12 protein-coding genes are annotated in these 20,423 nt (G+C 40.6%); 10 read left to right on the plus strand and 2 right to left on the minus strand.

Annotated elements, in window-relative coordinates:
• The 3 genes from OCK74_RS06815 to OCK74_RS06825 are packed head-to-tail and all read left to right on the plus strand — an operon-like array spanning position 1 to position 6,102.
• Complete coding sequence (locus tag OCK74_RS06815; RefSeq protein ID WP_279296267.1) at positions 1-2,004, plus strand: protein-disulfide reductase DsbD family protein; 2,004 nt, start codon at positions 1-3, stop codon at positions 2,002-2,004.
• Between the two features lie 31 nt (positions 2,005-2,035).
• Positions 2,036-4,975 carry a M16 family metallopeptidase gene (locus OCK74_RS06820; protein WP_279296268.1) on the plus strand — a complete coding sequence of 980 codons (2,940 nt, stop codon included), beginning with the start codon at positions 2,036-2,038 and terminating at the stop codon, positions 4,973-4,975.
• Between the two features lie 32 nt (positions 4,976-5,007).
• Complete coding sequence (locus tag OCK74_RS06825; RefSeq protein WP_279296269.1) at positions 5,008-6,102, plus strand: PLP-dependent cysteine synthase family protein; 1,095 nt, start codon at positions 5,008-5,010, stop codon at positions 6,100-6,102.
• A gap of 153 nt (positions 6,103-6,255) precedes the next feature.
• Here OCK74_RS06825 and OCK74_RS06830 read toward each other — a convergent pair whose 3' ends face one another.
• The gene (locus tag OCK74_RS06830; protein WP_279296270.1) at positions 6,256-7,269 is read right to left on the minus strand and encodes a glycoside hydrolase family 18 protein; all 1,014 of its coding nucleotides are present in this window, start codon (positions 7,267-7,269) and stop codon (positions 6,256-6,258) included.
• A 289-nt stretch (positions 7,270-7,558) separates the two neighbouring features.
• On the opposite strand from OCK74_RS06830, the gene OCK74_RS06835 reads away from it, so the two are divergent.
• Positions 7,559-10,726, plus strand: coding sequence for a SusC/RagA family TonB-linked outer membrane protein (locus tag OCK74_RS06835; protein WP_279296271.1), 3,168 nt, complete (start codon positions 7,559-7,561; stop codon positions 10,724-10,726).
• A 59-nt stretch (positions 10,727-10,785) separates the two neighbouring features.
• Positions 10,786-12,717: a RagB/SusD family nutrient uptake outer membrane protein gene (locus OCK74_RS06840; protein WP_279296272.1), complete on the plus strand. Its 1,932-nt coding sequence runs from the start codon at positions 10,786-10,788 to the stop codon at positions 12,715-12,717.
• Between the two features lie 78 nt (positions 12,718-12,795).
• On the opposite strand, the gene OCK74_RS06845 is transcribed toward OCK74_RS06840, so the two are convergent.
• Positions 12,796-13,671: an AraC family transcriptional regulator gene (locus OCK74_RS06845; RefSeq protein WP_279296273.1), complete on the minus strand. Its 876-nt coding sequence runs from the start codon at positions 13,669-13,671 to the stop codon at positions 12,796-12,798.
• Positions 13,672-14,027: 356 nt separating this feature from the next.
• On the opposite strand from OCK74_RS06845, the gene OCK74_RS06850 reads away from it, so the two are divergent.
• The 5 genes from OCK74_RS06850 (at position 14,028) to OCK74_RS06870 (ending at position 20,400) form a co-directional block, all read left to right on the plus strand.
• Positions 14,028-15,206 (plus strand): glycoside hydrolase family protein, encoded by a 1,179-nt coding sequence (locus tag OCK74_RS06850; RefSeq protein ID WP_279296274.1) that lies wholly within the window; start codon positions 14,028-14,030, stop codon positions 15,204-15,206.
• A gap of 175 nt (positions 15,207-15,381) precedes the next feature.
• Positions 15,382-16,182 (plus strand): SDR family NAD(P)-dependent oxidoreductase, encoded by an 801-nt coding sequence (locus OCK74_RS06855; RefSeq protein ID WP_279296275.1) that lies wholly within the window; start codon positions 15,382-15,384, stop codon positions 16,180-16,182.
• A gap of 9 nt (positions 16,183-16,191) precedes the next feature.
• Entirely contained in the window at positions 16,192-17,511 is a 1,320-nt protein-coding gene (locus tag OCK74_RS06860) for an alpha-L-fucosidase (protein WP_279296276.1), read from the plus strand.
• Entirely contained in the window at positions 17,511-18,734 is a 1,224-nt protein-coding gene (locus OCK74_RS06865; RefSeq protein WP_279296277.1) for an enolase C-terminal domain-like protein, read from the plus strand. Before OCK74_RS06860 ends, OCK74_RS06865 begins: the two co-directional genes overlap by 1 nt.
• Before the next feature lie 13 nt (positions 18,735-18,747).
• Positions 18,748-20,400: a sodium:solute symporter gene (locus OCK74_RS06870; protein WP_279296278.1), complete on the plus strand. Its 1,653-nt coding sequence runs from the start codon at positions 18,748-18,750 to the stop codon at positions 20,398-20,400.
• Positions 20,401-20,423 lie beyond the last annotated feature (23 nt).

Raw genomic sequence — 20,423 nt, forward strand, 5'->3', positions numbered from 1 at the left:
ATGAAGAAACTAATTCGGTCTGCTTTAGCATTTTTCCTTGCCCTGATCGTCTTCAGGGCAGTGGCCAATGACTCTACTGATGTCAGGTTGCGCTTTGACCAGCAAAGGATCAATGAAAAAGAAGTATTGCTTTCCATCAAGGCGGCAGTCCCCAAAGGCATTAAGTTGTATGGCTTGCAAAAAGCGGAAACTGATGCCTTGTATTCATCGGTCAATTTTGATTCTTCCGCCCATAAATACCTGAAGGATCATGTGCAGGAGCAAGGCTCCCAGCACACAGAGCAGGACGCTTCTGTTGGCGCTGCCGTCAGCTATTTTACCGATTCGGTGCTGTGGCAGCAGGCGGTAAAAGCTGGTATAGAGGATAGTATAGTGCTGAAAGGTTCTGTCAATTATTTGTATCAGAAAGGGGAGGAGTATTTACCTGGAGAGCAGTCCTTTAAGTTTTATATTAATCCTGAAAAACCTGTGCAAAGCGGACAGGGAGCAGTTGAAGATAGATCCTTGCTGTGGATTTTTCTTACGGCTTTTGGTGGTGGTTTGCTGGCATTGATCACGCCTTGTGTGTACTCCATGATCCCTATTACAGTTTCCTTTTTTACCAAACGCAGTAAAACAAGAAGTGAAGGCATCAGAAATGCCCTTTATTATTCCTCTTCCATTGTTGCCATATTCACCCTGCTGGGTTTTCTGATCACCCTGATCTTTGGGCCTGCCGCACTGAATAACCTGGCAACCAACTGGGTGGCTAATTTAGTTTTCTTCTTCGTCTTTTTGCTTTTTGGGTTTTCGTTTTTGGGTGCATTTGAAATTGGGTTACCTGCTTCCTGGTCAACAAAGGCTGACAGCAAGGCTGGTATGGGCAGCTTTATGGGTATCTTCTTTATGGCCTTAACGCTGGTGGTTGTGTCCTTTTCATGCACTGGCCCTATTATCGGTAATTTATTGGTGCTGGCTGCAAAAGGAAATTACTATGGTCCCCTGGTGGGCATGTTTGGTTTTTCCCTGGCACTGGCGCTACCCTTTGCTTTATTTGCCTTCTTTCCCTCCAAACTCAATATGCTGGGCAAAGCAGGCGGCTGGCTCAATGCCGTAAAAGTAACACTTGGGTTCCTGGAGCTAGCCTTAGCACTCAAGTTCTTATCCAATGCGGACCTGGCCAAAGGCTGGAGGCTGCTGGACAGAGAAGTGTTTATCAGCTTGTGGATTGTGATCTTCGTGTTGCTCGGTATTTACCTCATTGGTAAACTCAAATTTCATCATGATGATGAACTTCCAAAAAATGATTTCGGTGTACCGTACTTAAGTGTAACAAGGCTTTGTTTTGCCATCACCGCTTTTGCTTTTTCTGTGTACATGATCCCCGGATTGTGGGGGGCTCCACTAAAAGGCATCAGTGCCTTCGTGCCACCCATGGGGACACAGGATTTTACAGCCTCTGTTGCTGGGGTATCCAATAAAGTTGGTGTCCATGAATCTGCTGCAGAAGCCGATTTGCCTCACCCGGTTAAGTATTATGACAAAATGCATGTGTATGAGCCAGAGGTAGTCACTAAATATGGGATGGTCACTTATTTCGATTACCATGAAGCATTGGAAGTGGCCAGGAAATTAAAAAAGCCATTAATGCTCGATTTCACCGGCATTAATTGTGTTAACTGCCGGAAGATGGAGGGACAGGTGTGGAGTGATCCCAAAGTCATGAAGCGTCTTAAAGAAGATTTTGTCATAGTGTCCTTATATGTGGATGTACACAACATTGAGCTTCCACCTTCAGAACAGTTTTATTCCAAAGCATTGGACAAGCAGGTAGAAACATTAGGCGATAAAAATGCAGATATGCAGGTAACGAAGTTTGGTGCTAACACACAGCCTTACTACTTCTTTGTGGATGGTAATGAACAAAAGCTTGCACCAGAGGGATATGGTTATGATCCATCTCTAGAAAAATTTATTAGCCTCCTTGATAAGGTCAAAGAGGAGTATCAAAAACGGAAGGGGTAATTTATTTCAGAAACATTCAATTTGTATTTAAGTGCGATCACATCAATTTTTATTTGTTCTTAGTTTTTTCTACACTCTTGCCTGCACGGCACAGAAAAGTTATGAGTGGAAGCAGGCTACATCAAACGGGTACACGTATAAGTATGTACTTGGGGATCCTATGCAAACCCGTTTTTATACGCTGAAGAATGGTTTATCGGTTATTCTTTCTGAAAATCACAAAGAGCCAAGGATTTCCATGCGCATACCTGTGCGAACAGGAAGCAATAATGATCCCAAGGATCATACAGGCCTGGCCCATTACCTGGAGCACCTGCTTTTTAAAGGAACTGATCAGTTTGGATCCCTAAATTGGGCAAAAGAAAAACCACTTCTGGACAAGATCGAAGGTTTGTATGAGCAGTATAACTCTACTACAGATGTTGCCAAAAGAAAGAATATTTATCACCAGATCGACAGTGTTTCAGGATTGGCAGCGAAGTTTGCCATAGCGGGAGAATATGACAATTTGATGAAATCGCTGGGTTCACAGGGAACCAATGCACATACCTGGGTAGAAGAAACGGTATATGATGAAGATATACCTTCCAATGCCATCGATAAATTGTTGGACATCCAGGCAGAAAGGTTCAGGAAACCTGTGTTCCGCATTTTCCACACTGAGTTGGAAGCTGTGTATGAAGAAAAAAACAGGGGCCTTGATAATGATGCCTGGAAAATCCAGGAGGCTATGCACTCACTGCTGTTTCCCACGCACAACTACGGGCAGCAAACTACAATTGGTACCATTGAACATTTAAAGAATCCATCATTGAAAGCCATCCAGCAGTATTATGACGCCTATTATGTGCCTAATAATATGGCTATCATCCTGGCTGGTGATTTTAATCCTGATCAACTCATTAAAAAGATAGATGCGGCCTTTGCTTATATGCAGCCACGGCCTGTTCAAGAATACCAGGGGCCAAGGGAAGCTCTGATCAAAGGCCCGGTTGTGAAAAATATTTATGGTCCTTCTGCTGAAACCATGCGACTGGTATACCGGGTGGGCAAAGCCAACTCGAGGGAAGCTGTATTGGCTTTACTGGCCTCTTCCATATTATCTAATGGAAATGCAGGGTTGTTGGATCTTAATATCAACAAACAGCAAAAAGCTTTAGGTGCAGGTGCTGGGATCAGGCAGTATAAAGATTATGGACTCTTTCAATTAGCGGCTTCTCCCAAGCAGGGGCAAACGCTGGAAGACGTGAAAGATTTGCTTCTGCAGCAGGTTGATATTTTAAGAAAAGGACAGTTTGATGAATCGTTGATCAAAGCTATTGTAGCCAACTATAAATTCAGCCAGTTAGAAGCTTTGGAAGATAATTCTTACCGTACAAGCGACCTGGTAGAAGGATTTATTCAAAGCCGTGGACAAGACTGGAATAAAGTAGTTGCCGTTCTTGACGAGATGGGTAAGGTTAGCAAAAAAGAGATCGTTGATTTTGCCAATGGTTTTTTTAAGGATGATAACTATGTTGTGATCTACAAAAGAAAAGGGGAAGATAAAAATAAAGTGAAAGTGGAGAAACCCGCTATTACTCCTGTAGAAACCAATGCGGGCAAAACTTCTGCTTATGTAAGTAATGTTCTAAAGGCTACTTTGCCTGCTACAAAACCTGTTTGGATCGATTTTGCAAAAGACTTGCAAAAGGGCAAAGCCGGTGGTGCTGAAGTATTGTACGTTCCTAACAAGGAGAATAGTCTGTTTCGCTTGTATTATCATTTTAATATCGGAAGTTTCAACAACAAGTTGCTGCCACTGGCGATCCAATATCTGCAGTTTTTAGGCACCAATCAATATACTGCTGAAGAGATCACCAAAGCGTTCTATAATCTTGCCGCCAACTTCAACGTAAATGCAGAAAAGGAAGAAACTACCGTTTCTATCAGCGGTTTAGAAGAAAACTTTACAGAAGCTGTATCACTATTTGAACATTTGATCCATAACTGTAAGCCTGATGCATCGGCCTTGCAAGCTTTGAAGGACAGGGTGTTCAAGACCCGTGCAAATAATAAGCTCAACAAGCAGATGATCGCCTCTGCTATGCGTAACTATGCTTTATATGGCGCCAACAATCCTTTCAATTATGGCTTGAGTGATGAGGAGATCAAGAATATAAAAGCTGAAGAATTGGTGGATCTTTTGCATCAATTTATGAACTACCAGCATGCTGTATTGTATTATGGTCCATTATCTTTGCAATCGCTCCAGGCTAACATCCGGAGGTTGCACCAGATGCCGCAAGGCTGGGCTTCTGCACCTGCTCCAGTTCAATTTGCGCGGATCGCACAGACCAGCAACCGCGTGTTGTTTTCTGAATACGATGCTGTGCAGGCTGAAGTATTTTGGTCCAAAAACCTGCAGGCTTACCAACCAAAGCAGGAAGCGCTGATTAACTTATTCAACTCCTACTTTGGAAACGGAATGGGTACTGTGGTATTTAAGATCATAAGGGAATCAAAAGCTTTGGCCTATTCAACATATGCGGTGGTGCAAACACCTGTTAAAAAGGAAGATCCTTTTTCTTTTATTGGTTATGTAGGAGCCCAGGCTGACAAGCTTAATGAAGCTATAGGCGGCATGAATGAATTATTGAATAATCAACTGCCTGTAGCGGAACAGGATTTCGAAAATGCCCGTAAAAGTTTAATCAAGGATATAGAGACGGAAAGGATCACTAAGGAAGGCATCATCTTCGCTTATTTAAGGGCGAAGAAGAAAGGTGTTGACAATGATTTGCGTAAAGATATTTACCAGCAATTAGCCACGCTACGTTTTAAAGATATATCAGGTTACCATCAACAGCAATTAGTTAGCCAGGCTTATACCTACAGTATTATTGGGTCAGCTTCGAAGATCAATGTTGAAGGTTTGAAAACCTATGGTGAAGTAAGGAAGTTGGATTTAAAGGAGTTGTTTGGTTATTAACAAGATTCTGATTCAAATTTTAATTAATGTCCATGAATCAATTAGGGTCAGCAAATAAATTTAATATTAGTGGTGATTGCGGATGTTTTGATTCGGAGCTTTTTGTTAGTAATGAATCCAGGCTGCAATACAAGTTTGAACATCTCTGGCACCTAGTAGGAGGAACGCCTATGCTGGAGATCGCATACCGCTACAGGGGCAAATGCCGTAAAATCTATGTAAAGTGCGAGCATTATAACCTGACGGGAAGCATCAAGGATCGTATGGCTTTGTACATCCTGCAGAAAGCTTATGAACAGGGCGCCATTAAGCCGGGTGATACCATTGTGGAAGCGACGAGCGGTAATACCGGTATTGCATTCAGTGCGATTGGAAAAGCATTAGGGCACCAGGTGAAAATCATTATGCCCAACTGGCTTAGCAAGGAACGGATCGAGATCATCAAAAGCCTGGGTGCAGAAGTGATCCTGATATCAAAGGAGGAAGGCGGCTTTCTGGGAAGTATCGCTTTAAGTGAAAAGATGGCTAGGGAGCGAAGTGATGTGTTTTTGCCCAAGCAGTTTGAGAACCGCTATAATGCTGAAGCCCACCAGAAAACTACGGGCAAGGAGATCTGGATGCAGTTGCAAAGTATTGATCGCACGCCAGATGCTTTCGTAGCTGGTGTCGGTACTGGAGGAACAGTAATGGGTATCGGGCATTATCTGAAGAAGAGAAACCCATTTATCAATATCCATCCGTTGGAACCAAAGGAGTCTCCAACGCTTTCAACAGGCTACAAAGTAGGATCGCATAGAATCCAGGGTATTTCTGATGAATTTATTCCTGCAATTGTAAAATTGAATCAATTGGATGAAGTTGTGCAGGCTTCAGATGGTGATTCTATTTTGATGGCTCAAAAACTGGCCAATCAATTGGGACTGGCTGTTGGTATTTCTTCGGGAGCCAATATCATTGGTGCGATCGAAGTTCAAAACCGATTAGGAGATGAAGCCGTGGTGGTAACTGTATTAAGTGACTGCAACAAAAAATATTTAAGTACTGACTTGGTAAAAGAAGAACCGGTGAAGGAAGGATATATAACACCGGAAGTGGAATTCATAGATTATTTACCGGTCAGGAGATGAGCTTTGCAATAGCAATTTTCTCAAGTGAACCGAGGGTTTGTGTCTACTTACCCTCTTTTTTAAAAATTTGTTTTTAAGTTTAGATTTAGATAGTGCAAAAAAAAGCGGTGCTGTGAATTCAGCATCGCTTTTACTTTTTGGGTATGAAGTGTTTTATTTCAATGGAGTGGCTGCTGGATTGGCATCATAAATTGTTTTCAACAGGGAGTATTCTGTTGTGGCAGTTGTATCCTGTGAAAGTTCCCAAGCTGTAATACCGGCATAAGCATTATATCGTAGGAAATCAACTTTTTGCATCAGTAATGAACGTCCATTGTAAGCGTAAGCAGTACTTCCAATCAATGTTTTGCTCTCATTCATTGTGGGCTTAGTGCCTGCCGAGTTGAAGATATAAGAATAAGTTTGAGTTAATGGAGGATTTGTTCCACTACCACTTCTTTTTCCAAAGAAAGGAACACCAACTATGATTTTTGACTTTGGGATTTTCAAATTAGTGAATAAAGTAATGGCGCTGGTCATTTGAGTAAAGGTGGAGTGATTGTTAGATGCATCTAATCCTCCATAGTTCATAATATTGACGTTGTCGATTTTGTCCACAACATCGGCACCAAAATTGGCTTTATTAGCATCATCGCCCAAGGCAACAGAAAACTTCATACCTCTTGCGTGAACAGAATCAGCAAGTTGTTTGGTAAATGATCCATAAAGGGTTCTGTTTACGGCTGCAGGATAATCTTCCCAATCCAGGTCTACACCTTTCACATTGAAGTACTTGCAGAAATTCATTAGTGCAGTAATGTAATTCATGCGTTTTACAGCGGAGTCTGCTGCCATTACGGGTATGCCTTTTGATTTGACCCAACCACCGACAGTTATAAATAAGTCTTGCCCAGGTTTCAGTTTAGAATTGAGATAGTTCAGGTTGGCTGTATCTGAAGCGAAGGTCTTGAAAACCCCTGTAGTCGTATCAGGATAAACAGAGAAATAATAAACCCGATCGAGTAAAGCCAAGTTGGATACGTCGGTTCTGCTAATGCCATAATCAGGCAAATAACCTGCAACGAGGATTTTACTAGGGCTTCGGAAAGTGTTTGTCGTTGGATAGTCCAGTTTCTTCTTGCAACTAAAAAGTAAAGCTACAACGGAAAACAATGCTAGTTTTTTCATGAGCAATCAGTAGTTTGTTTTTTTAATGATGATTATTATTTCAAAAATTATAGAATGGTATTGTGTTTTCAGCAAATCAGCGAGCGATCATTCATCTTAATATCAGTTCCTGCGCAATAATAAAATATATTTTGGATGCACAATTTTATACATTGTATTTTGTTTTGACAAAAAAATGTTTATGAAAAAAAATCGTCGTATTATCCATTAAAATTATTGTTTCCTCTATTTTCTAGACCTGGCAGCAAGACTAATTTTACAAGTCCTAATCAAACATTTTAATTATCTTATGAGACTTAAACAATTGCTTGCCTTGCTGCTGATATTTATATCGGCATTCAGTTATGCCCAGCAGTCAAATACCCGGTTAGTTACGGGTACTGTCAAAGATGAAAAAGGAAATATTCTTCCTAGTATTACTGTAACAGAAAAGACAACTTCCAATGCTGTTGTTACCAATGACAAGGGTGCTTTTTCCATTCGTGTAAAAGAGAAAAACACCATGCTTATTTTTACTGGTATTGGATTTGAAGCACAAACCATCAGTGTTGGCAGTCAAACTACTTTGAATATCATGTTAAAAGATGATGTCAAAAGTTTAAATGATGTCGTGGTTGTTGGTTATGGATCTCAAAAGAAAGCAAAGGTTACAGGTGCTGTCGCTACTGTAAAAATGGATGAAATTCTCGGTGAAAGACCTGTAAGCACAACCGCCACATTGTTGCAAGGTGTTACACCAGGCTTGCAGGTGACCTTACCTTCTGGTCGTCCAGGGGAAGGTGCCTCATTGAATATTCGTGGCGCAACTGGTTTGAATACTGCAAACAATAGTATCACTTCAGGAAGTCCATTAATCCTGGTGGATAATACGGTATTTCAAGGTCCTTTAAACCTCATTGATCCGAATGATATAGAGACTGTAACAGTATTAAAGGATGCCGGAGCCGCAGCCATTTATGGAGGGCGTTCTTCATATGGTGTTATTTTGATTCAAACCAAAAAAGGCATAAAGAACCAAAAACCTCAATTTAATTTTAGCAATAATACAGTGTTTGCCACACCGGATAATTTACCTCAAAAAGCTACTCCACAACAAAGCATCCAGGCTTTAATAGACGGTGGATTAACTAATTATACAGTAGGGCAGGGGCAGGATTTGAAAAAATGGATCCAGTTCATTGACGAGTATGAAGCAGATCCCAGCAAGTATCCTAATGGATACAGGTTTGATGGGCCGGTTTATTATAATCTAAAGGGAAACAAAGCAGTTGATGAATTACTTGGCAACTCTTCCATGCAGGTGATGAATAATCTATCTGTTAGTGGTGGCTCAGATAAAACGACCTACCGTCTTTCATTTGGTGCCACTAATGAAAAAGGTATATTGATGCCTGAAAAAGATGTCGATAATTTTAAACGTTATAATGTAAAATCAGTGCTAACTACTGATGTTACCAATTGGATGAATGTGCTCATAGATGCATCTTATTCCAATGCTGTTACCACCCGTCCTGGCTATGCTGATCCCTTTACTTATGCTGTTCGTATTCCCAGTTTTTTGACAGGAGATAGTATTCCTAATTATCCAGGTTTAATTGCAACGGGAAAGAACCTGGTTGATAATTCTTATCCTACAAAATACCGTTATGACCAGCTTAGGTTAACTGCGAAAGTTGTTTTAAAACCATTTGCAGGTATGACCATTACCGGTGAAAATACATTTGATAATTATCATGCATTAACAACAAGTTTCGGAAAGCAATTTATATTACGTGATCCTTATGGATGGAATCCTCAGCCTTATGGAAATGACCAATTCCAAAAGAATAATGAAGCGCAGGATTATAATTCATTAAACCTGTTTGCTGCATATACGAAAGCTTTAGGTCGTCATAACGTATCTGCGATGGCGGGTTTCAACCAGGAGACCAAGAACTATGAGCAGGAGATCCTTTCCAAAACACAAATTATTAACCCGGATCTTCCTTCCATTTCTGCTGCTTCTGGTGATTTTTCAGGCCTTGACAACTATTCCCAGTTTGCAACCATGGGCTATTTTGGCCGCTTCAACTATGACTTTGACAGCAAATACCTTCTTGAGCTCAATGGCCGTTATGATGGTTCATCACGTTTTCCATTTAGTCATCGTTGGGGTTTCTTCCCTTCAGCATCTGCTGGTTGGAGGATTATGAATGAGAAATTCATGGCATTTGCAAAGCCCTATTTTAGCGAGTTGAAATTAAGAGCATCTTATGGCAGTGTGGGTAACCAAAACATTGCGGAGTACCAGTTTATTGCGCCTATGTCACCATCAAACCCTTCCTGGTTTAATAGTGGCAAGAGCGTTGTGACCTTGTCAACGCCAGGATTAATCAGTCCTAACTTTACATGGGAAGAGATCAGCACTATGGATTTTGGCGTTTCTTACGGAATGCTTAAAAACAGGTTGACCGGTGAACTTGACTGGTATACCCGTGAGACAAAAGGTATCTTGAGCAGGGATAACACACCGACGCCTGCGGTATTGGGTGCCAGCGCTCCTTTGGTCAATTCTGCTTCAATGAAATCAAAAGGATTCGAGGTTGAATTGAATTGGAGGGATAAAATAGGTAAAAAAGTAAATTATTATGTTTCTGCGAACCTGTATGATTTTACTTCCACTGTAACTAAAGTAGATAACCCCAATAATTTATTAAGTCAACTTTATGTTGGACAGAAATTGGGTGAAATGTGGGGTTATGTTACTGACAGGTTTTACACTGTTGATGATTTTATTCCTGGTACATTGGATGCTAATTTAAAAGGTGGTGTAACCAAAGCCTATGCTCCTAAATATGGCAACCAGTCTCCCAATCCTGGCGACATCATGTATGTAGATTTGGATAGCAATGGTCTTATCAATGCCGGAGCCAATACACTTGCAGATCATGGTGACAAACGCATTATCGGAAACAGTTCTCTTCGTTACCAATTCGGTTTCAGAGGCGGCATTTCTTTTGCCAATTTTGACTTTTCATTTGTTTTATCCGGAGTGTTGAAGAATGACCAATTCCGCAGTAGTTATTTGTTTTTCCCCAATAACTGGCAGGTATATGGTGCCTTGTATAAAAACCAGTTGAATTACTGGACACCCAATAATCCAGATGCTTATTTTGGAAGGATATATACAACCACTCCAAATGGATCAGAACAACCCAATAATGAAATCCTTCAAACACGTTTTGTATTGAATGGAGCTTATGTAAGGGTTCGTAATCTTTCATTGCGTTATAACATACCCAACCAAATTTTGGAGAGAGTGAAACTGAAGAGATTGTCGATCAGTTATAGCATTGAGAATCCTATTGTTTTCCACCACTTGCCTAATGGAATGTATCCAGATGTCAACGATCTGGGTGGCGGTTTGGCTTATCCTTTATTGCGTAAATCATCTGTTGGTATCAATCTCAATTTTTAACTATTGATGATCCATATTATTCATAATACGGATTGGTTTTGTACATTAAATCTGAAATAATGAAAAAGTATATATTATCGCTTCCTGTTCTTTTCATGCTTATCGTAAGCTGTAATAAGAACATCCTTGATAAAGCTCCCATTGATTCATTGACGGATGCTACTGCATTTAAAACGAACAGTAACTTTCTAACTTATTCATGGGGATTGTATGACTATATGGCCGGGTATGGTGGCTCGGGCTCAGCATTACCTCCTTATTTTACTTCCCAGGAACTAAATACTGATAATTACCAGGTTTCTGCAGGGGGCAATTCCGCTTATATTACGGGTACGAAGGCAATACCAACCCAGGCAGGAGGGGCAACCAGTTCCATGCAGGTTGCCGGCTGGAATTTTTCTTATATACGCAAGGTGAATGTAATGCTGGATCATATTGATGCCTCAAGCATGACACAGGCGGAGAAAGATCATTGGAAAAGTGTAGGTTATTTTTTCAGAGCCTTACGATATTATGACATGATCGCTGCTTTTGGTGATGTGCCCTGGATTGAAAATGCATTGAATATCAATGATTCCACTGTTTTATATGCTCCGCGTACCTCAAGAGATAGTGTGGCCAAAAATATTCTGAATAACCTGCTATGGGCTGAGGGCCATATTAAACCTACCGGTGATGGAATTAATACTATTAATGTTCACGTAGTGCGTGCACTGATCTCCCGTTTTGGATTGTTTGAAGGTACCTGGAGAAAATATCAAGGTTTGGCCGATGCAAATATTTATTTGCAGGCCTGTGTTACGGCTTCTCAAAAACTGGCTGCAGATTTTCAAACACTTCTACCATCCTATGATGATGTGTATAATAGTGAAGACCTTGTAGGTAAACCTGGAATTATTCTTTGCAAGCAATACGTGTCCGGTGCGATGATCAATGGTAATACTAATACGACGCATCATACGGCAAGATTTATTACTACCGGTAACTCTGGAAATATAGCCTGTCCAACCAATGATATGGTGGAAAGCTATCTGTGTGCAGATGGTAAGCCTATTTCAACCAGTGCGACTTATGTTGGAGACTCTATTTACAGTTCATTCAGAAGCAGGGATACCAGGCTGTATTTTACTGTTTGTCCTCCCTATCGTGTCACCATGACTTCAAATCCAGTTTATGGATGGTCCCAGCCATGGGTGACTTTTGACACAACAAAGACGCCAACAACAAGATACAATGAATATATCCGCCTTATGAATGGTCTTGCTGCAACTACTGCCAGTAAGTCCAAAACATTGCCTTTGGCTTCATGGGCGCCTGCTCCAGGCAATTATATCCCACAAATGCCACATTTTGCAGGATATGTCAAAAGCCTTAATAACCTGATTTATGATAACGGAGCCAATGGCGTTTCCGGACAAGCTGGTAATACCTTAGGTTATAAAGACTGGAAATTATATAACCGATTAGTAGTTGATGCCTCCAACGGAAGCAGTAATGATTGCCCGATTTTCAGAATTGAAGAAGTGTTGTTAAATTATGCAGAGGCTGCTTTTGAGTTGGGACAGTTTAACCAGACAATTGCAGATCAAACCATCAACAGATTGCGTAAACGTGTCAACATGCCCGATATGATTGTTGCTAATATCTCGGCCGCATTTGATACTAAACGTGACGCGGATGTAGATCCTGTGTTGTGGGAAATCAGAAGGGAGCGTCGTGTGGAATTAATGGGCGATGGTTTCCGTTTCAACGATATCAAGCGTTGGAAAAAAGGTGCCTATATGAATAAAGTTGTATTGGGTGCCCGAGTGAGAGTTGCTGATTATCCATCAGGAGTTACTTTTGATGCAACTTCAGGTACAACCTATAAGAATGTGCGTTCATTATTTACTGCCGCTCCAGCATGGAATGATAAATATTATCTAGAGCCAATACCTACCCAGGAAATGGTGATCAATCCGAAATTGATTCAGACCAAAGATTGGCAATAATTCGTATCTATTGAAATTAAAAGGCTGCTTTCTTCAGGAAGCAGCCTTTTTCAGTAATACACCGAGGGGATAAATCTATCAGATTACCTCTCTGTATTCTTTAGGGGATTTATTCATAATCTGCTTAAAAAGCCGGGAAAAATAATAAGGGTCATCGTAACCAACTTTTTCTGCTATTTCTCTGATCTTTAATTCACTTTGCGAAAGCAATTGACAGGCAAAATGAATTTTCATATTGATGAAATAATCAATTGGAGAAGATCCCGTTTTTTTCTTGAAAATGGCGGTATAATGTGACGAAGAATATTGAAACTGGTTTGCTATTATATCAGCTGTCAAGCGTTTATCAATATTTGCTTTCATGTATTCTATGGATTGGTCCAATGGGCATTCCTGTTCGAGGATGTTGAATTTATTATTAGGAAAAAAGAAGAACGACAAAAAGCGATATAAACAAAAATTGGCATATCCTATCGTTGTCGTTGAATACTCACTGGCTAAACTGGAATACATTTCAAACCACACATCTATTATTTTTTCATCATAAAATATATCAGTCGGTTTATAATATTGTTCTACATTAAATTCCTTATTCAACTCGTTAAGTTTATTGCTGCTGAAGTGAACCCAATAAATTGTCCATGGGTCATTAATGTCGGCCTGAAAGCGGTGATACTGGTGTGGAGGAATAATTATGAATTGATTGGGGGCCAATTCAAACTTTTCTTCAGCATTTTCAATATAACCTTTGCCCCCTAATGAATAAAGCAGGATATAGTCTTCGCAACCGTTTTTCCTTTCCCTGTAGTGATACAGTGCTTTGGGAAAATAACCTATGTGGGTAATAAACAGGGAGTGTAGAAATTCTTTCTTTTTGATATGCTTTGATAAAATAGTTTTAGGAATGTTTATTTGTTTTTCTCCTATAAAACCATCTCTTCTTTTTGCTGACATTTGCATTCTATTTTACTGGATTTCAAGGGATTGTTGAAAGTAAACCGGGACGAGTTTATTTTATATTTATTTATTTAATTCTATCATTTTTTCATAACATGGGATAATCCATTAAGTGTTTCTACAGATTTTTTCAAAAGTACTCATGAATTTGTAAAAAAAATATGATTGATTAGCCTTGTAATAAAAATTTTCAGAGGATAATCCATTAATGTTAGTGTATAGTCTATTGAATTCTATACCAGTCCTAAATAATTTTACGGAATTTTATTTTTTTCAGTTTCCTGAAGGGGGCCGGGGATTTTTTTGGAGATCCTGCAGGAACTAGAATGGCAATTTAAATCAATTTAGTATCCATGACCAGGTCGGTATTTTTATATTTCAAATTCGTATTTCTTCAAATTGTTGCTTTCCTGTTGTTTTTAAAACTTTCAGCCCAAGATGATCTGAATTTAAATGCAAGGCTTGGCATTGTTGATTCTTCTGGTATTTTTTATACTGATGGTTATTACACCTGGTGCAGCAGTGTCATCAAAGGGGAAGATGGGAAGTATCATATGTTCTATTCACGCTGGCCTCATGGCAAAAGAACTGCAGACGATGATTCCATGAATTATATTTTCAATGGATTCAGGGGCTGGAATAAGTATTCCGAAATTGCCTATGCGGTATCGGATCACCTGAATGGACCTTATCGCTATGTAAAAACAATTTTAAAAGGCGATGGCAATCCTGCAAGATGGGACAGGTATACCATGCACAATCCTCAGATACGCAAATTCGGAAAGTTTTATTACCTCTATTATATCAGTAATTCTTTTGATCCCGGTTTTCAGTATAAAGACTCAGCTACCAATAAAGACTGGCATCATTGGCTGAAGTATAATTGTACGCAAAGCGTTGGTGTCATCAGGGCTTCCAGTATCCAGGATTTAGTTGCAGGTAATTATTACAAACCAACTGGTCCGGTAATGATGGTTGACCGGATAAATACCTTTGAAGTAACAACCAATCCTACAGTTACCCAGGGGCCAGATGGTAAATATTATATGATGTTCAAGTCCAGGAAGCCCAATGTTGGGAATATGACATTTTGGATGGCAAAAGCGGACCAGCCTGATCAACCATTTACGTTGATTGGAGACGTATTTACTTCGGCGGAACTGGCTTGTGAAGATCCGTGTATGTGGTATGATCGTAAAAGAAAATGTTTCTATGCTGCAGTAAAATATTATTCGCACAGCAAAAAGCTGGTCCCCCAGTTTGGTGCTCTAGCCCTGATCACTTCACGCGACGGATTGCATTGGCAGGCAGCTCATCATTCGCTTGTTTCTTTGAGGGAGATCAGGATGAAGGATGGCAGAAGGATTGAATTGGCACATCTTGAGCGTCCATTTGTCGTTACCGATCAAAAAGGGCAACCACTGGCCTTATTTGCTGCAGCATCGATTAATGAACCATCCAGTGGAGATGTCATGCATGTTACGTCAGAGTATAATACGTTTAATGTTTGTTTCCCAATCAAGAAGAAATAGATGGATTTATATAGACTGGAGTGAAGATTGAGGTTAATTGTCGCTATAAATTGCACTTACCGAAGCGTCATAGGATAGTCCATTAAAGTTGTCGGATGGTCTATTGAGTGGACTTTGCTTTAAGAATAACTTTACAACACAAATGGATTTAAAAACAAAACAGCTATTTCCCAGAATGAAGCAGTTAAACAATAAAGTTATTTTTTTAACCGGCGGTACTGAAGGCATAGGGTATGAATGTGCTAAAGCATATGTGCACGAAGGCGCTCATGTAATCATAGCGGCAAATTGTGAAACGAAATTATCAGAAGTTGCTGAAGAATTTGGTCCTGGGCACCTTGGTATTTTTTGTGATGTCAGCAATGCTGCCGATGTACGTAATGCTATAAACAGAAGTCTTGAAGTATATGGGAGAATAGATGCCATACATAATAATGCAGGTATTGCCCATCCATCTAAAACGCTTGATGAAACTACAAGTGAAGAATGGGATCAACTGATGAATGTTAATCTGAAAAGTATTTTTCATACAGTTAAATATGGTTTTGCGGCATTGAAGGCCTCAGAAGGATGCATATTAAATACCAGCAGTTTGGTAGGGGAAATCGGACAAGAGTTGCATGCGGCTTATACAGCGACCAAAGGAGGTGTCAATGCTTTAACAAAATCGCTGGCCCTGGATTATGCGAAGTACAATATCAGGGTCAATGCAGTAAGCCCTGCAGGTGTATTAACGCCTATGTTAAAAAAGTGGAAAGAAGAACAGCCTGATCCTGCTCATATAACCGCTTACCTGGATGCGATCCATCCGCTTGGTTACTGCCCAGGTGGGGATGTAATCGCTGATGCCTGTGTTTTTTTGCTTTCGGATAAGGCCAGGTTTATTACTGGCTGTATTTTGCCTGTCAGCGGTGGGGCAGAACTTGGTTATAGAAGTATTATTACAGTTCCAGACCCTCTTGAAATTGAAAAATGATCATTTATTATGAGAAGATTTTTTTTACTAACAGTTGCTTTCCACTTTTCTTTTTTCCTGTTACAGGCCCAGACAGCAAAGCCTGCCGGTGTGAAAACCGGAAAACAGGTTCTTGACAATTTCATGGACATGCGTTTTGGCATGTTCATACACTGGGGGCCGGTTACATTGCGTGGTACTGAAATCGGATGGTCAAGAAACCACCAGGTGGCGCAAAATGACTATGATAGTTTGTACAAGGAGTTCAACCCTGTTTTGTTTGATGCAGAAAGTTGGGTTAAAACAGCAAAGACAGCCGGCATGAAATATTTGACCATCACAGCCAAGCATCATGATGGGTTTTGTTTATGGCCTTCCGCATTTACCCCTTATAATATCAGCAATACTCCGTTCAGGAAAGACGTAGTAGGCTTGCTTGCAAAAGCCTGCAAAAAATATGGTGTTAAATTCTGTATTTACTATACTGTGCTCGATTGGTACAGTACCGATTATCCTTTGCATAACAATGGAACAAAGCAGCCAGATGCAAATGGCAATATGGAACGGTTTACACTGTATATGAAAAACCAGTTGAAAGAATTAATCACCAATTACCATCCTTATATGCTTTGGTTTGACGGCAATTGGGAATCACCTTGGACAAAGGAAATGGGCGCGGATATGTATGCTTTCATAAAAAGTTTGGATACTTCCGTGATTGTCAACAACCGTTTGGGCAAAGGAGACCACAAAACAATAACTGATGCATCGGTGGGTGATTATGCTACTCCTGAACAGGTGGTGGGCAAGATGAATATGGAATATCCATGGGAATCCTGTATAACCATTAGTAAACAGTGGTCATGGAAACCCAACGATGAATTGAAGACGTTGCAACAATGTCTTCAAACCCTTGCTGGTACTTCTGGTGGCAATGGAAACCTGTTGCTTAATATCAGTCCAATGCCTGATGGTCGCATTGAACAACGTCAAATAAATCGTTTACAGGAAATCGGCAACTGGCTTCAAAAAAATGGAGAAGCCGTTTATGGGACTTTGGGTGGACCTTTTTTCCCTGATAGTTTGAAAGCTTCTACCCGGAAAGGAAATAAAATATACCTGCATTTGTTTGCTTCCAATAAAAATCAGTTGCAATTGGTAAATGTGCCAGGGTGCACGGTTAAAAAGGCCTTCTTTCTGAATGGTGCTACGGTTGATTTTCAGCAAAGCAGTCAGCATATTGTTCTATCCTGGAATGGAAATATGCCTGATCACAATTGCTCTGTGCTTGTATTGGAAATGGATCAAAATGTTGAGAACGTTCCTTTAATTAATAATTCAAGTAAATAATGATACAGAATTTTCAAATAAGAGACCGGAGATTTCAACTGAATGGAGGGGCAGGTAGTGATGCCATCCATCGTGACCCGATCTATTCTTATGCGGTGACAGAACTTGCAGATGATAGCGGTATTACCGGCACTGGCTTCGCCTTTACATTGGGTGAAGGGAATGACCTGGTATGCAAAGCTGCTGCTTTCTATGCCGAACAATTAAAAGGAAAAGATATTGAAGAACTCATGGCCAACTTTGGCCACGTATTCAACCAGTTTTCAAATCAACAGCAGTTCAGGTGGCTGGGGCCACATAAAGGCGTGGTACACCTGGCACTTGCGTCTGTAACTAATGCCTGTTATGATTTGTGGGCTAAAAAAAGAGGGTTACCGCTCTGGAAGTTATTGATTGATCTTTCGCCGGAGCAAATCATCAATACACTGGATCTTTCATACCTGGAAGATGTTTTGACAAGGGAACAGGCGCTTCAATTAATGCAGGATGGGCTGACCGGCAAGCAGGAACGAAATGATATTGTATTAAAAGGTTATCCCGGCTATGATACATCGGTGGGCTGGTTTAATTATGATGATGAGATGGTAAGAGCAAATTGCAAGAAAGCAATTGCTGCCGGCTTTACTGCCATGAAATTAAAAGTAGGATCAACCGATCCAAAAAGAGATATCAGGAGAGCGCATATTGTACGTGAAGAAGCTGGTGATCACTGTAAAGTGATGCTCGATGCTAACCAGCAATGGACCCTGCCCCAGGCTTTAAGCATCTGCAAGGAACTGCAGTCGATGCAGCCTTACTGGATAGAAGAACCCACGCATCCGGATGATGTGCTGGCACATAAGACATTGGCCGATGCCATTGCGCCCACGAAAATAGCACTAGGCGAACATGTTCCCAACCGCATCATTTTCAAGAATTATTTGCAAACCGGTTGTGCAGGCTTTATGCAGGCAGATGCTGTGCGTTTAGGTGGTGTGAGTGAGTTTATCACGGTTAGCCTGCTCTGTAAGAAATACGGAGTGCCCGTAGTGCCACATGTAGGAGATATGGGCCAATTACATCAGCACCTGGTATTGTTCAATCATATTTCTATGGGACATGAAGCGTTGTTTTTGGAACATATACCGCATTTACAAAAGCATTTTATTCATCCGGCGCAAATTGTAAACGGTGTCTATCAAACTCCTGAAGTGCCTGGCAGCAGTTGTGATTTGAAAAATTAAAATGCTACTCACCATGATTGGAAATATTGATATTATCATTAGTGTATTCTATATTCTCGGTATTGTAACCGTAGGATTATGGGCTGGCTTTAAAAAAAAGGAAGTGAAAGCAGGAACTGCTTCCAATGATTATTTTTTGGCAGGTAAGACATTGAAATGGCCGATGATCGGGTTGGCATTGTTTGCTACCAATATTTCATGTCTGCACCTGGTTAGTCTTGCCCAGTCGGGATTTGATACAGGTTTGTTGAATGGCAACTTCGAATGGATGGCAGCATTTACATTGATACTGTTGGCATTGTTTTTTGTTCCTTTTTATTTGAAATCAAACGTAACTACTCTTCCCGATTTCCTGGAAAGGAGATATAACAGGGCATGCCGGGATTGGCTGGCGGTTATTTCCATTTTATCAGCCGTTATCATTCATATTGCCTTTTCATTTTTAGCAGGTGGTATCGTACTGAAAACATTGTTTGGCGTCAATATGTATGTTAGTGTGATTGTTATTGCACTACTTACCGGTATTTATACCATCATTGGAGGGTTGCGTGCAGTCGTTATTACCGAGTCGATACAAACTGTTGTATTGCTGGCTGGTGCTATTATTATCACCGTCATTTGCTTTCAAAAAACAGGGGGGTGGAGTTCCATTACACAAACGCTGCAGGATACCAATAGTTTAGATAAGCTATCCATGCTTCGACCTGCTGGCGATGCCAGCGGCATGCCCTGGTATGCTGTTTTTTTGGGGTATCCTGTATTGGGTATCTGGTACTGGTGTGCTGATCAAACCATTGTGCAACGTGTATTAGGTGCAAAGGATGTCAATCATGGGAGAGTAGGGGCCTTGTTCTGTGGACTGATTAAGCTTTTGCCTGTATTTATTTTCGTTTTGCCTGGTCTAATGGCTTTTGTATTAGCACAAAGAGGGTTGTTTGATGTCAGCAGTATTCAGCATATTGATGCTACTGGGAAAACAATAACTGAAACAAAGGGGATTTACACGTTAATGATTACCCAGTTAGTGCCCACAGGATTGGTTGGTGTGCTTGCGGCTGCTTTGTTATCAGGATTAATGAGCCAGATCTCAGGCGCGTTGAATTCAATTGCTACGCTGGCAAGCTATGATTTATATCAGCGCTTTCAACCCTATGCCAGTGATTTGAAGTTGGTTAAAGTAGGCCGAATTTCAGCGGCCATTGCCCTGGTTGCCTCCATTGCATTATTGCCCTTGCTCAATCAATATGAGAGTTTGTTTCAGGGGATTAATGATATTATCGCTCATATAGCGCCGCCAATAACCACGGTGTTTGTGCTAGGCATATTCTGGAAAAAGGCTTCAGCAAAATCAGCACAGTATACATTGTGGTTCGGTTCTTTACTTGGCGCAATCGTGTTTGCAGTGAACAAGCTGATGCCAGAAGCCGCTATCAGCAGCATTCCATTTATGATGATGGCATTCTATCTGTGTTGTACCTGTGTTTTCATGCAGGTAGTGTTATCCTATATTTTCCCAGTTGAGCATACCAAGCAAAGTGCAGTGCTTTATTGGAAATCACCATTGGAACCTTTAAGGGGTAAGGCCTGGGGCGGAATTGGTAATTACAAATTCCTGTCCGTATTGTTGATTGTAATTATGATCTGTATGTACTGGGTATTCCGGTAATATAGAGGTAAGTGGAAATTGTT

This window comes from Paraflavisolibacter caeni (assembly GCF_025628885.1).
GTDB lineage: Bacteria > Bacteroidota > Bacteroidia > Chitinophagales > Chitinophagaceae > Flavisolibacter > Flavisolibacter caeni.